The organism is Fodinibius sp. Rm-B-1B1-1, from assembly GCF_038594945.1.
In the GTDB taxonomy this organism is placed as follows: domain Bacteria; phylum Bacteroidota; class Rhodothermia; order Balneolales; family Balneolaceae; genus Fodinibius; species Fodinibius alkaliphilus.
On record NZ_JBCFYD010000002.1, the window covers coordinates 685251 to 700661 of the forward strand.

Here is a 15411-nt window from a genome sequence, read left to right on the forward strand (position 1 = left end):
GATGAAATTTTCCGTAATCATACCTACTTATAACGATTGGCAAAGGTTGCAACAGTGTGTTATAGCCTTAGAAGATCAAACATTGTCTCACGATCAGTATGAAGTTATCGTGGTAGATAATAGTGAAAATGGAGAGATTCCAGAAGAGGTAAATTTGCCAAGCAGTGTTCAACTTGTCCACGAACCCAAACCTGGTTCTTATGCCGCTCGAAATAGAGGGGCCAAGATAGCTACAGGTGAAATATTGGCTTTTACAGACTCAGATTGTATTCCCGGTAGAAACTGGCTAAAAAATGCTCAAAAACATTTTGATCAAACGACAGATCTGGTTGGGGGAAAGGTGGAAATTTTCCAACCAGACGGGGGGAGTAAATATGGCTATTTGTATGAACGAGTAACGGCATTTCCACAGCATAACAATGTGCCTATGGGAAGAGGGGTGACAGCCAACTTATTTGTAAAAAAAGAAGTGTTTGAAAAGATGAGAGGATTTAATACAACAATTAAATCAGGAGGTGATTGGGAATTTACACTCAGATGTACCGAAGCTGGCCACCACATGGCTTATGCTGATGATGTAAAAGTAAAACATCCGGCGCGGAATTTGCACACTATTTTTAGAAAGCATTACCGCTTAACGTGTGGAGGAGCTTTAAACATAAAGAGAGAATATGGGCATAGCCAGTTGCGAATGTTGGGGAGTCATCTAAAAAGCGGATTCACAGGCAGAAAAAAGAGGTCAAAAGTAGAATTAAGTATGAATGAGCGTTTCATCGTTTATTCTATTGACCTGATGAAGTTTATGTATCGCGTAATTATTTATGTCGGAGTCATATTTCGATTGATAAATCCCGATAAAGTGAGAGAGTAATGGCAGCATCATGCAAAAAAGAGTGTTACCTAAGATAAATTGAAAGTTAAATGAAAAATATTCTCATAGTATCCGGTTCGTTTTTTCCTGTTAATTCTCCTCGTTCTTTTAGGACGACGGAGCTTGTTAAGGAGTTTGCACGTCAGGGACATAAGGTGACATTGTTAACCGTAAAAAATGATGAGTATCATATTCCATTCGAGAATGAATTTGGAGTAACTATAAAAGATTTAGGCCCATTAAATCTACCTGATATCAATTTAAATAAAGGGGCACGAGTCCAGAAACTGGGAAAAAGGATTATTCGCAGGGCATTATATCAGCTTTTTGAGTATCCGGATATAGAGCTGATGTACCGGGTAAAAAAGGCATTAGCCTTTGAAAAAGGGTACGATCTGTTGATTTCAATAGCCGTACCACATCCTATTCATTGGGGGGTAGCTTGGGCTTGGAGAGAAGAAAATCCTATTGCAAAAACCTGGGTAGCTGATTGCGGAGATCCCTACATGGGGCAAACGCTCGATTCGTTTAGCAAAATGTTTTATTTCAAATATTTCGAAAAGAATTTCTGTTTTAAAGCTGATTATATAACTGTTCCTATCAAGGAGGCCAAGAAAGCATATTATCCTGAATTTCGTGACAAAATTAGAGTAATTCCTCAGGGGTTTAAGTTTGATGATATAGAAATTGATCCTGCTGATCATCAAAAAAATCCAGTTCCTACTTTTGCTTATGCCGGTGGATTTATTCCAGGAGGAAGAGATCCGCGAGCGTTCCTGGAGTATTTAACTTCGATTGAATGGGACTTTAAATTTATCATATTCACCAAAAATAAAAACATGGTTCAGCCTTATTTAGAAAGGGCAAATGGTAACATTGAAATACGGGATTACCTACCTCGAAAAGAATTACTTCAATTTTTATCAGGCATGGATTTTTTAATCAACTTTGAAAATAAAACTTCGTTACAGCTGCCGAGCAAGTTGATTGATTATTATTTAACGGCTCGGCCAGTGCTTTCGGTATCAAGTTTTGAAATTGATGAGACTGTAATCAAAGAGTTTTTATTTGGCAACTACGAGAACCAATATAAATTTGAAAATATGGATCGTTATAAAATCGAAAATGTTTGCGATCAGTTTTTGAATTTATGTTACATGAATGAGAATCAATGCAAAGTGTAAATGATAAATCCGGATATTACGCGGTTATTTTATTTCTTATTTGGCCGCTGTTAGCAGTTATATCTGCCTTGAGAAACTACTCTTCAGGATGGGGTAAAAATATCTTATGGGCATTTGTGGCTTTTTATGGATTTGCTTTTGCCATAGGCACCGAAAGTCAAAACAGTGATATCGTTCGTTATGTTACTGAGCTTGAATACCTGGCAGGGATAAAAATGACTTTTTCAGGGGCTATTCAATATTACATGGAGAGTGGAGAGATAGATGTTTTAAGAACTTTTCTTGCTGTTTTGGTTTCCAGATTCACCAGTGAATCAGCAGTGCTCACACTTATATATGGGATTATTTTTGGATATTTCTTTTCAAGAAATATGTGGTTTGTTCTTGAGCGGTTGAAAGGGAAAATTCAGCCGATAGTTCTTATTCTTGTAGCGTGTTTATTTCTAATTATTCCTATCTGGCAAATAAATGGATTTCGATTTTGGACCGCTGCACACATATTTATTTATGGGTTATTACTTTTTCTTTTTGATCAGAAAAAAGGGGGCATTGTAGTTTCACTACTTTCCTTATTGGTACATTTCGCCTTTATAGTGCCGATTGGCATTCTTTTGGGATATTTGATTGCAGGAAATCGACCCATTATTTATTTCTGCTTTTTCTTTGCAACAATTTTTGTATCAGAGATTGATGTAACGGCTTTAAACAATATAATTGAATCTTATGCACCTGAAATTATCCAAGATCGTTCTTCAGGATATAGGGGGGAAGAAAAAGTTGAAGCATATAGAGAAGAGACAAATACAGACACCGTATGGTATGCTGTATGGTACGGTCGGCTTTTAAAATGGTCGATAATGGGATTTTTAGTAATATTATTTATTAAAGGACGCGACTTTTTTAGAAATAATCTAAGTTGGGGTAATCTATTTTCTTTTACGCTGCTGTTTTATGGTGTGGCGAATCTATTTAGCTCATTGCCTTCAGGCGGACGCTATTCGAGTATCGCTAATGTGATAGCATTAGTATTAATCATTTTATACATACAGAATAAAGAACAGGAAACAGTAATGGAGCGTTTTGTTTGGTTCGCTACACCTGCGCTACTATTGTTTATTCTCGTAGCTTTTCGGATAGGATTGTACTCCATGAGTGCAACTGCGGTGCTCGGTAATCCTGTCATCGCCATATTGTTTATGGGAGAGCATATTTCCCTTAATGATGTAATGAAAATGATATTATAGGAGGTGAAATATGTTGAAGAATCTAAAACAATCCGTAAAAAGAAATTTAGTAAACATTCCCGGTTGGCGAACGGATCGAAAAATAGTCGTTATTGAAAGTGATGATTGGGGGAGTATAAGGATGCCTTCAAAAGAAGTGTATGAAAAGTGTTTGAAAGCTGGTTATGGAGTAGATCACATTATATATGAAAGGGTAGATAGTTTAGCAAGTGAAGATGATTTAGAACTGTTGTTTAATCTATTGAGTTCTATAAAAGACCATAAGGGTAATTCACCGGTGATAACAGCTAATGTTTTAATGGCCAATCCAGATTTTGAAAAAATTAAGGAAGCCCATTTTCAGAAATATTTTTATGAATTGATAACTGAAACTTTTAAAAAGTATCCGAATCATCATAACTGTTTTGAGCTTTGGAAAGAAGGAAAAAGAAACAGGCTGTTTTATCCACAATCTCATGGTAGAGAACATCTGAATGTGTCATTATTTATGAATGCTCTTCAACAAGGAGATGAAGATGTTCATTTTGGTTTTAAAAATGGTTTGCCAGGTTGTATATCAAAAAACAATGGAATGAAGGGTAACAAATATGTAGAATCGTTACGATTTAACAATGAAATAGATAAAAAGTATAAGCTTGATATTGTTCTTGAAGGGTTAGATTTATTTGAAAATTTGATGGGATATCACTCAGAGTCTTTTATTCCCCCAAACTATATATGGAGCCCTGACTTTGATGAAAAAGTATCTAAGAGAGGAGTACGATATTATCAGGGCTGCAGGAAAATGAAAGAACCTCGTTTTGATGGTAGCTTTAGATTTAATACTCACATTTTGGGAAAGGAAAATACATTTGGACAAAAGTATTTGGTTCGAAATGCAATTTTTGAACCTGCTATGAATAACTCTCGTAGTGATACGGTGGAAAAATGTTTAAAGGATATCAATTCATCTTTTCGATTTAATAAACCTGCAATTATTTGTTCTCACCGTTTAAATTATGTAGGACATATTAATGAACAAAATAGAGACAAAAACCTTAAGCTATTAGAAAGATTATTAACAGAAATCGTTAAAAAATGGCCTGATGTTGAGTTTATGAACTCAGTACAATTAGGAAAAATGATGGAATGAAAACTATGATAGGTCAAATACAAAAAAATATTTTAGGGTCCCATAGACTGAGCAACAAAAATAAAGTAAAGAACTTACTTTATTACGAAGCTCGTAAAAGAGGAGCAGAGCGGTCATGGAAAAATCGTCATCAAAAGGTATTTGAAGTTAATAGCTCATATGCTAAGTCATCTCCAAGAAATATTGAGGCCGAACACAAAAAAATATGGGCTCCTTTTAGAGATAATGTTAACGTGAGTACACTTAATCTTTGCCAGAACATTTCAGGAATAGCAGATCCAAGATTTATTCCGGAAGATATTTTTGTATCTGATATTGAGCCTACATTGCTAATAGAAGAGTCTGTTCATTTCTTAAGTCATAAAAGTTTTTATAACCAGTGGTTTGATGAAGGAGTATTTCCAAAAGATATTTTGCATCGAATTGATGGAGAATATTTGGATCAAAATTTTAAACGAGTTGAAAGGAAGCAAATTCAAAGTTGCTTGGCTGATATTTCTTATCCGGTGGTAATGAAGCCCAATAAGGATTCCTATGGTGGAAAGAATATTCACTTCGTAAGAAGCAAAGAAGAATTAGTTAGGTTGGTAGAGAATGAAGATAACTTTGTAGTACAGGAACAAATTTCACAACATGATTTCTTTTCGAAGTTTAATCCTGTAGGGCTAAATACAATTAGGGTTTACGTATATCGATCAGTTGTAGATCATCAACTTCATATTTTAAGTACTACTCTTAGAATGGGTAAAGGGGGATCTCTCGATAATGAAACGGATGGTGGAATTCATTGTCTAATAAAACCAAGTGGTCATCTTAATGGATATGCTGTTGATAAGTTTTGCAGGAAGTATAGTAAGCATCCCGATACCAATTATCCATTTGAAGGAATTATCCCTAATTATGATGGATTAAAAGAACTTACCTTAAAAATAGCTGGCAAGGTATTTTTCTCACATATTATAGGATTGGATATTTGTTTGGATACAAGTAATCAATGGAGAGTAATAGAATTAAATACTAAAGGTCATACTATTCGTTTTTCTCAATATGGGGGAAGTCCATTTTTGGGAAAATTCACAAGTGAGGTAATTGAATTTTGTAAAAATAATCATTGGTCATTGAGGTGATCGCTTATGAAAATTGCTATTCATCAAAAAAAGAATGATTTCAGCTCTAAATGGATAGAGTATTGTCAAAATAATGGTATAGATTATAAGATTGTTAACTGTTATAGCAATAATATTATTGAGGAATTGCAGGAGTGTAATGCCTTAATGTGGCATTTTAATCAAGCTATCCCAGCTGATTATTTATTTGCTAAACAGCTTATTTTTGCATTAGAGGCTTCAGGAAAAAAAGTATTTCCAGATTTTTGTACCTCTTGGCATTTTGATGATAAAGTGGCTCAAAAATATCTATTAGAAGCTATAGGAGCCCCTTTGGTTCCTACCTATGTTTTTTATGATAAGACAGAAGCACTAAGTTGGGTTGAGCAAACCACCTTTCCTAAGGTTTTTAAATTACGTCATGGAGCAGGATCGGCACACGTAAAATTGATAGAAAGTAGTAAGGATGCGAGAAAAATAATTCATAGAGCATTTAGCCGGGGTTTTAGTCAATATGATAAAATAGCGAGTATTAAAGATCGTTTGTATAAGTTTAGAAATGGAAAGAACAGTTGGTGGAATGTAATTAAAGGAGTATTACGTTTGGCTAAAACTACTCAATTCGCCAAAATCGCAGGTAATGAAAGAGGATATGTATATTTTCAAGACTTTATACCTCAAAATGACTATGATATCCGTGTAATAGTGATTGCAGGTAAGGCTTTTGCTATCAAGCGACTGACTCGAGAAGGGGACTTTCGAGCTTCAGGAAGTGGACATGTTTTATACGAGAAAAAACATTTTGACGAAGAATTAATACAACAATCTTTTGAAATTGCTGATCAGTTAAAAAGTCAATGTTTAGCTATAGATTATGTATATGATGGGGCAAAGCCGATGGTTGTTGAAATTAGTTATGGATTTATTAAAGAAGTTTATTATTCCTGTGAAGGTTATTGGGATAGAAATTTAAATTGGAATCCTGGATCTTTTGATGCCCAGGGATGGATGGTTGAAAGTCTTTTAGAAAAAGTCGTAAAATAAAAACATTGATAAAGTATCCACTCATCATATTAATATTTGGGGTTTGTCTTTCATTTTTAGTCGAAATAAAAACCTTTGAAGACTCCATAGAAGGAGATCGTCAGGCGCTGATGGACTTATATGAAGCGACGGGCGGCACAGGCTGGCACAACGACAGTGGTTGGGGTAGTGGAAATCCCGACAACAGCTGGCACGGTATTGAGGTTGACGGCCAGGGACGAGTTGTGGAAGTCAACTTGCGTAGCAATGGTCTGCAGGGGGAGCTCCCGGAAAGCCTTGGAAACCTTACAAAGGTTACTTATTTCAATGTAAAGCAGAACCGGTTGTCAGGAACGCTTCCGTGGAATGGAATTGGGAATATGACCAGTCTGCAATATTTGCTATTAAATGGTCGAACGGTTGATCCAAGGCCTAATGAGGCTTATCACCATCCTGGGAAAGATCTGAGTGGAAGTTATTCTGACGAGAGAACGAATGATTTTACTGGATCAATGGGAGCCCAGGTTGGAAACTTGTCAAATTTGATCCATTTAGAATTGATGGGAGTGAATTCTGATCATACGGGATTAACAGGTCCTATTCCAAAGGAGATAGGGAAACTAACTAAACTTGAAGGGCTATTTTTGAGTTACAATAGTTTTGATTCTCTACCCACGTCAATGAGTAATCTGACTAATTTATATCAATTTGGCATTATCGAAAGTAAGTTAACTGGAGAGTTGCCTTCTTGGATAGCAAATTGGACAAAGTTGAAATATTTACTAATTGAAGACAACGGTTTCTCTGGTTCAATTCCTGATCTAAGCAATTTATCTGATTTGCAAGCCTTTATTGCTAAAAAGAATGCATTTACCGGTGAAATCCCCAGGTATTTTTTCGATGGTACGATGCCAAAAATTAACATGGTTGACTTAGGTTTTAACGAACTGACAGGAACTCTGCCAGAATTTGGGACGCCCAATAATCTAAAGGCTTTACAGTTAGATGGTAATCAGTTAACGGGCAAGGTGCCAGAGTCGGTAAAAAATATAGATAGTATCAAGAACTTTGGATTGGGATGGAATAATTTAGAAGGGCAGATTCCTGACTTATCCAATCTACACCAGCTTCGGTATCTGCGAGCCAATGACAACAATTTTACTGGGGCTCCCCCGATGGTGGATACATCAAATGGAGATTTACAGTTTATTCATCTGCAAGAGAATAACTTATCTGGAGAAGTGCCTAAAGATTTGTCTAAACTTGCCTACCTGCCAAAGTTTAAAGAAATAGACCTAAGAAATAACAATTTTTCCGATTCTGATGTCGAGCTATTGATGGAAGAGCTAACCAAAATGGGGAAGACTGATCTGCTTAGATATTAAGGATCGCTCACACGTTGATACAGCATATCCCTACATTTTTTTAATTGTTTAGCGTATTTATCTTTTCCATTCTACCTGTAGAAATAAAGCAAGGGCTATGTTTCCATCTTTTTTTTACGAACAGAATTTACCATTTCCTGATATTTTTTTTGTAGTATCTTTCTCGAGTAGGCTTTTTCCCTTTCTTAATTTCTTGTGAGCCAACCTATTATCCTCATCAAAGATTATATTAATAAAAATTAATATAACTGGAACAATGGTTGTAGGTTTGGGTATCAACTTCTTGTAATGGTTACCCCTAAATTATTGTAATCATTATGTTTAAATGTCATCTATAGACGGCTTTCCAGAAGGTTACCCCACCTTCTGGGCCCTCTCTACAAACCCCAAAAAGACTCATATTTACCATGAGATCAAAGATTCTATATCTCATAACGAGTATATTTTTGCTTGTTACTTTAACTCAATGCGAAGATTCTTTAACAATAACTGCAAATCAAAATCAAGACAACAATTTAGCCGAAGTTAGTTTAGCTTCCCCTGAAGATGGGTCCGATCAAAGTACTGCTGTATCTTTTGATTGGAGTCAACTCGAAGAAGCCGATTCTTATGAATTCCAGCTCTCGGGAAATTCAGAATTCTCTTCTATAATAATAGATAGTTTAACAGAAGAAAATAGTTTCCAAGTTAAGGGACTCCCTTCTGATACCATATTGTATTGGCAGGTTCGTCCTGTTATTGATGGTGAAGAAGGACCCTGGTCAGCAACATGGCAGTTTTTCACTCAGTCAACCTCAGAAGATTCTGAACCTTTGGCAACGGATTTAACCTCACCAAGTGACGGAGCATCTAAAAGTCCTTACTCAGTTAAATTTTCGTGGACTGCAATAGCGAGTGCTTCCGCCTATAACGTACAGGTAGCATCTGACCAAGAGTTTAGCTCTTTGATTATAGATAAAGAGGTGACGTCAAGTTCCTATGAAACTACTGATTTATCTGCAGAGCAGACCTTCTATTGGAAGGTTGAACCCGTTGTTTCTGGCAAAGAAACCCAATGGTCCGATGTATTTCAATTTTCTACACTTGCCGAGGGTGAAATTCCAGCTCCTGCACAACTATCTCCGAATGACGGAGCTACTGATGTTGCATTGCAACCTACTTTCGAATGGGAAGAAGTGGATGGTGCCGATTATTATATCCTGCATGCCAACAGTATAGATCCTACAGAAATGGTGGTAGAAACGGAAGTGGAAGGAACAACCTTTACTCCAGAAAGTGATTTAGCTACACAAACAGATCACGACTGGAGAGTTCGAGCCGTTATCGGTGATACGCAGGGCGAATGGTCAGAAATTCACAGCTTTACTACTGGATCAGGAGGAAGCGATGATTCCAATGATTCATCTGTTTCATTGAATTCCCCATCTGATGGTTCCAGCTATCAATCTACCAACTTGACATTAGATTGGGAAACAGTATCAGGGGCAAATGAGTACCAAGTACAGGTTGCACAAGATAATTCATTTTCTTCTCCTGAAGTTGATACATACGTTAGTGAATCCTCTTACTCGGCATCTGGGCTGAATTATAATCAGACGTATTATTGGAGAGTTCAAGTGGATGGAGATGGCGATTCCCAAAATTGGTCTGCCATATATAGCTTTACAACTGAATCCGAATCCAGTAATAATGATAGCGGAGACTATGCAAATTCTGTAGAAGGAGATCGCCAGGCGCTGATGGACTTATATGAAGCGACGGGCGGCACAGGCTGGCACAACGACAGTGGTTGGGGTAGTGGAAATCCCGACAACAGCTGGCACGGTATTGAGGTTGACGGCCAGGGACGAGTTGTGGAAGTCAACTTGCGTAGCAATGGTCTGCAGGGGGAGCTCCCGGAAAGCCTTGGAAACCTTACAAAGGTTACTTATTTCAATGTAAAGCAGAACCGGTTGTCAGGAACGCTTCCGTGGAATGGAATTGGGAATATGACCAGTCTGCAATATTTGCTATTAAATGGTCGAACGGTTGATCCAAGGCCTAATGAGGCTTATCACCATCCTGGGAAAGATCTGAGTGGAAGTTATTCTGACGAGAGAACGAATGATTTTACTGGATCAATGGGAGCCCAGGTTGGAAACTTGTCAAATTTGATCCATTTAGAATTGATGGGAGTGAATTCTGATCATACGGGATTAACAGGTCCTATTCCAAAGGAGATAGGGAAACTAACTAAACTTGAAGGGCTATTTTTGAGTTACAATAGTTTTGATTCTCTACCCACGTCAATGAGTAATCTGACTAATTTATATCAATTTGGCATTATCGAAAGTAAGTTAACTGGAGAGTTGCCTTCTTGGATAGCAAATTGGACAAAGTTGAAATATTTACTAATTGAAGACAACGGTTTCTCTGGTTCAATTCCTGATCTAAGCAATTTATCTGATTTGCAAGCCTTTATTGCTAAAAAGAATGCATTTACCGGTGAAATCCCCAGGTATTTTTTCGATGGTACGATGCCAAAAATTAACATGGTTGACTTAGGTTTTAACGAACTGACAGGAACTCTGCCAGAATTTGGGACGCCCAATAATCTAAAGGCTTTACAGTTAGATGGTAATCAGTTAACGGGCAAGGTGCCAGAGTCGGTAAAAAATATAGATAGTATCAAGAACTTTGGATTGGGATGGAATAATTTAGAAGGGCAGATTCCTGACTTATCCAATCTACACCAGCTTCGGTATCTGCGAGCCAATGACAACAATTTTACTGGGGCTCCCCCGATGGTGGATACATCAAATGGAGATTTACAGTTCTTAGATTTTCGTGGCAACGAGTTGTCTGATCAGGTTGATGCTGATTTGGCCGAAGTTGGTAATCTACCAAAGTTCCGAGACTTGGATTTGAGAGCAAATTCATTATCAGATTCTGATTTAGATCCACTTATAAATGCACTTGAGGCGGATGGCAATCTGAATGTGCTAAGTTATTAATTTTAATTACATATACTTTTAAAGTAGAGGAAGCACTTTTGGGTGCTTCCTCTTTTTATTTTAGACCATTTCTTACAATTCTTTTCGAGGGCTTCAGTGTAACTTTTACACATACTCGTCGGATTAGAAAAAATGAGCAATTATTTTAAGGACTAAAGAGTAAGTGGCAACTAACCACATTCATATATTTTAGTAGCTAATAAGAACTCTGCCCACCTTTATTCTTTTTTGTTGCAGTATAACTAAGTCTCCAAGTTATTTGGCACAACTATTGTATCACGTAATAGTAACTCATGGTATCTATCTTGCAGAAGCTATTTATCAATGTTTGAATATGATCATTAACTAAAAGAGGGCAAAAATGAGTACAAATAAAAAGTTGGTTGTGATTTGGTGTTTGGTTGCATCGATCATGTTTATGGCTTGTGAAAATCCTTTAACGGGCAACAAAGATGACAGAAAACCTGATCTGGGTGAATCCCTTACTCCAATTGAAGAAATGAGTTTGATTGAAGGGGCAGAGAGTGCAACGTTGACTATCAATATAAATGGGGCAAAGAAGGCTTATTTTAATATCGAATTCTCCAATATTGGATCTAATAAAATTATTGATAATGAGTTAAAAGATGGTTGGTGTATTGATGTTTGGAAATCTATAGACAGCAATGATGGAGTATATACGAATATCAAGTTGTACTCTACTCATCTTGTTGAACAATGGAAACCGGTAAACTATTTGCTTAATGTCCAGCAGGCGTTAAGAAATAATGATCCCCAAATAACATGGCTGGAAATCCAACTGGTTATTTGGTCATTACGGGCCTATCCCGAATTTGATCTGGAAACTACCTCTATAGAAAACTTGCCCGGACAGTTTCGGAAAGATGGGAAAGCTTTATTCAGTTATGAGAAGGTATATGAAATCCTGGATTTTGTTGAAGCAAATTATAAGAGCTTCAACTTTGATCAAAATGGGGCAAAGTTTGCCGTGGTAGCTGAAATGCCGATTGATGTTCAAACTGTTATTACTATCGCCGAAAAATAATCAGCATGCAGAAAATATGTCTTGTTATCCATTCGCTGGGTATCGGGGGGATGGAAAGGGTTATGGCTGAGCTTGCAAATAATTTTTCAGCACGAGAAGATGTTCAGGTTCATATTATTTTGATAGGTAGAAAACGCGAGGTAGCTTATCAGATTTCAGAATTGGTTACCATTCATAAACCAAATTTTAGATTTCAGAATAAGCGGCGTCATCTTGATACCCTTCGTACGATTGTTTTTTTACGGACAACGGTTAAACGAATTAATCCTGATACGGTGCTAAGTTTTGGGGAACTGTGGAATAATTTGGTTCTCATTGCCTTGAAGGGATTGGATGTTCCTATTTATATATCTGATCGAAGTCAGCCCGATAAAAATCTTGGTCAATTACATAATTATCTTCGCCGACAATTGTATCCAAAAGCGGAGGGATATATTGCACAGACCGAAAAGGCCCGAGAAATTTGTTTAACAAATGGATGGAATACGAATGTTGAAGTGATCGGGAATCCGATAAGAAGTATTAAGAGAGAGCATGCAATTCAAAAAGACAATATTGTTCTGTCTGTCGGCCGGTTAATTGACACTAAACATTTCGATCAGCTTATAAAAATATTTGTAGAGGTTGCTCCCCCAGGTTGGAGATTAATGATTGTAGGTGGAGATGCGAAGAAGCAGAATATATCCAGCCAGCTTTACAGCTTGGTTAAAGAATTAAATGCTGACGGACAAGTACAGCTCGAAGGAGAACAATCTGATATTCACCGATATTATAACAGGAGTAAAATATTTGCTTTTACTTCCAGTTCAGAGGGGTTCCCCAATGTCATAGGAGAAGCGCTCTCGGCTGGCCTGCCGGTTGTTGCTTATGACTGTATAGCAGGACCTTCAGAAATGATAGTAGATAATAAAAATGGATTTCTTGTTCCCCTCTTTGATCAGGAAAAATTTAAACGAAAGCTAAAACAGTTGATGAATGATGAGCAACTAAGAAATCAAATGAGTGAAAAATGTGCTGAATCTATAAGTCATTTAAATTCGAGTGATACTGCTGATCGTTTTTTCAGCTTTATCACGATAAATAATCATCATTACACTCCTGTGAGGGTGGGTATATGAAAATTCTCATAAATACTGCCAGCACGTATAAGGGAGGAGGCGTACAGGTTGCCCAATCATTTTTAGAAGAGTGTCAACAGTTCAGGGATCATGAATACCATGTCGTTTTAGGAGAGATGATTGCTGAACTTATCGATACAAATCGTTACCCATCGAATTTCTTTTTTTATAAGATAGGTTACCGGCCCGCAACACGGGTTTTGGGATTCAAATCGCAAAGTGAGTTCTTCGAAAAGTTAGAACAAAAAGTTAATCCTGATGTGGTATTTACCACCTCGGGACCGGCTTATTGGCGTCCTCATGCACCGCATGTTGTAGGATATAATTTGCCGCATTATGTGTATAAAGATTCTCCCTTTTTTAATCAGATATCATTTTGGAAGAAAAAAAAGTGGGCCTTGAAGGGAGCAATCGTCACACATTTCTTTAAAAAAGAAGCTGATGCATATGTCGTTCAGACTGATGACGTTAATGAACGATTACAGCCCATTGTAAAAAGTCATCGGGTGTATACAGTATCAAACACCTATAATCAGCACTATGAGCATCCCCGAAAATTTGGCGATAAGCTTCATCGCCAGAGTGACCAAGAATTTCGCTTTTTGATTTTATCAGCATGGCATGCCCATAAAAATCTGGAAATAATTCCCACCGTAATTAAAGCCTTACCTGAAGCGGTGAGAGAGCGTGTTCGATTTGTGGTGACCCTTCCAGAGGAGGATTTTAAAAGGAGTTTTTCTGATAAGTTAGGAGAACATATTATCAATGTTGGACCTATCCGGCCCGAGGAGGGGCCATCGCTGTATAAAGAGTGTGATGCGCTATTTCTACCAACATTGCTCGAATGTTTTTCTGCAACCTATGCTGAGGCGATGAAGATGGGAAAGCCAATCATAACGTCTGACTTAGGCTTTGCGCATACCGTTTGTGGTGATGCTGCCTTATATGCTGATCCGGTAAATCCCAATGAATGGGCAGCCCGAATTATACAGTTGATAAATGATTCCGATCTCAGACAAACATTAATACAGAATGGTAGAGAAGAACAAAAGAAGTTTTTGTCTGCCAGACAGCGGGCTGAACGGTATCTCGATATTTGCCGAAAGGTTGTCAAAGCTGATCGGAATAAGGACCGAAAAATTGTAGTTGTTAATCAGGCCGTCAACTATTTGACGGTAGGTTTGTGTAACGCTTTTACCGAGGAGTTTGGGCAGGTAGATTTGATAACGGGTAGCATTCATGAGCAAGGGGAATCACTAAAAAAATCTGTTAGGGTTACGAAGATGAATACATGGGTAGATCGTCCCAGCTGGAAAAAGATGCTTTCTTATGTATGGGGATGCTTGAGGATCTATACGTTATTACTTACGCGGTACCGAAAACACGATGTGTTTTTCATGTCGTTGCCACCAATGGCCTACCTGTTATCCATAGTTCTTCCTAACCGCTGCAGTATGCTTATTTGGGATGTTTATCCCGATGTATTTAAGATTACAGGGATGACAGAGACTAACCTTTTATATAAAACGTGGGCTAAGCTGAACAAGATAGCGTTCAAGAAGGCCCACCGGGTGTATACTATTGGTGTTAAAATGGCCGAATTGTTAGCTAATTATGTGGATCGAGAGAAAATTCAAATTACGCCTATTTGGTCCATTTTTCAGTCTAATGGGAAGGTTGAAAAAGAAAATAATCCCTTTGTTTTGGCTCAACAGCTGCAAGATAAGTTTGTTGTACAGTACTCCGGAAATATTGGGTTGACCCATAATGTGGAAACGATGATAGCGTTGGCCGAAAAGATGAAAGATCATGATGATATTTTGTTTCAGATTATTGGTCGGGGGACGCGCGTACCTCATTTAAAAGCATTAGTAAAAGAGAAAAATTTACTCAACTGCCAGTTTTTGCCCTTCCAGTCTGATGAAATGTTTCCATATTCTCTTTCGGCAGCTGACATTGGTGTTGTTATCCTTGATGAAGCCACTTCAAAGGGCAGTGTGCCCAGCAAGTCGTATAACCTTATGAGCTATGGTATCCCAGCGTTATATATCGCAGGGGAAGATTCTGAGCTCTATGACTACGCCGTGAAGTATCAGCATGCAAAATGTGTGAGTAGTTCAAACTTGCAAGAGGCTGCCAATTTTATTCTTTCGCTTAAATCAGACTGTAATTTAAGGGAGAAATATGCCCAAAATGCGGTCAAAGCGTCTCAAAATTATCGTCGCTCTAACGCTGATAAAATTGTCGAATACTATTTGGCATGAAATTAGCTATTAGTAATAAGGTTGATTGATCAGACCATGAGGATAT

General features: G+C 37.5%; 11 protein-coding genes. All 11 read left to right on the forward strand.

Going from position 1 to position 15411, the window contains the following annotated elements; all coding sequences use genetic code 11:
- Nucleotide 1: 1 nt before the first annotated feature.
- The 11 genes from AAFH98_RS10295 to AAFH98_RS10345 all read left to right on the forward strand — a co-directional run bounded on the left by AAFH98_RS10295 (nt 2) and on the right by AAFH98_RS10345 (nt 15365).
- Nucleotides 2-871: a glycosyltransferase family 2 protein gene (locus AAFH98_RS10295; RefSeq protein WP_342522624.1), complete on the forward strand. Its 870-nt coding sequence runs from the start codon at nt 2-4 to the stop codon at nt 869-871.
- A 50-nt stretch (nt 872-921) separates the two neighbouring features.
- Nucleotides 922-2055 (forward strand): glycosyltransferase family protein, encoded by a 1134-nt coding sequence (locus AAFH98_RS10300; protein WP_342522625.1) that lies wholly within the window; start codon nt 922-924, stop codon nt 2053-2055.
- A complete protein-coding gene (locus AAFH98_RS10305; protein ID WP_342522626.1) occupies nt 2043-3299 on the forward strand; it encodes a hypothetical protein in 1257 nt (418 codons plus the stop codon). Before AAFH98_RS10300 ends, AAFH98_RS10305 begins: the two co-directional genes overlap by 13 nt.
- A gap of 10 nt (nt 3300-3309) precedes the next feature.
- Entirely contained in the window at nt 3310-4431 is a 1122-nt protein-coding gene (locus AAFH98_RS10310) for a hypothetical protein (protein WP_342522627.1), read from the forward strand.
- Nucleotides 4428-5558: a sugar-transfer associated ATP-grasp domain-containing protein gene (locus AAFH98_RS10315; protein ID WP_342522628.1), complete on the forward strand. Its 1131-nt coding sequence runs from the start codon at nt 4428-4430 to the stop codon at nt 5556-5558. Before AAFH98_RS10310 ends, AAFH98_RS10315 begins: the two co-directional genes overlap by 4 nt.
- A gap of 6 nt (nt 5559-5564) precedes the next feature.
- Nucleotides 5565-6581, forward strand: a complete 1017-nt coding sequence (locus AAFH98_RS10320) for an ATP-grasp domain-containing protein (RefSeq protein ID WP_342522629.1) — start codon at nt 5565-5567, stop codon at nt 6579-6581.
- A 5-nt stretch (nt 6582-6586) separates the two neighbouring features.
- A complete protein-coding gene (locus tag AAFH98_RS10325; RefSeq protein ID WP_342522630.1) occupies nt 6587-7945 on the forward strand; it encodes a leucine-rich repeat domain-containing protein in 1359 nt (452 codons plus the stop codon).
- A gap of 407 nt (nt 7946-8352) precedes the next feature.
- Nucleotides 8353-10938 carry a hypothetical protein gene (locus tag AAFH98_RS10330; RefSeq protein WP_342522631.1) on the forward strand — a complete coding sequence of 862 codons (2586 nt, stop codon included), beginning with the start codon at nt 8353-8355 and terminating at the stop codon, nt 10936-10938.
- Nucleotides 10939-11299: 361 nt separating this feature from the next.
- A complete protein-coding gene (locus AAFH98_RS10335) occupies nt 11300-11983 on the forward strand; it encodes a hypothetical protein (RefSeq protein WP_342522632.1) in 684 nt (227 codons plus the stop codon).
- A 5-nt stretch (nt 11984-11988) separates the two neighbouring features.
- Nucleotides 11989-13101 carry a glycosyltransferase gene (locus tag AAFH98_RS10340; protein ID WP_342522633.1) on the forward strand — a complete coding sequence of 371 codons (1113 nt, stop codon included), beginning with the start codon at nt 11989-11991 and terminating at the stop codon, nt 13099-13101.
- Nucleotides 13098-15365 (forward strand): glycosyltransferase, encoded by a 2268-nt coding sequence (locus AAFH98_RS10345; protein WP_342522634.1) that lies wholly within the window; start codon nt 13098-13100, stop codon nt 15363-15365. The genes AAFH98_RS10340 and AAFH98_RS10345 overlap by 4 nt, the downstream gene beginning before the upstream one ends.
- Nucleotides 15366-15411: the final 46 nt, after the last annotated feature.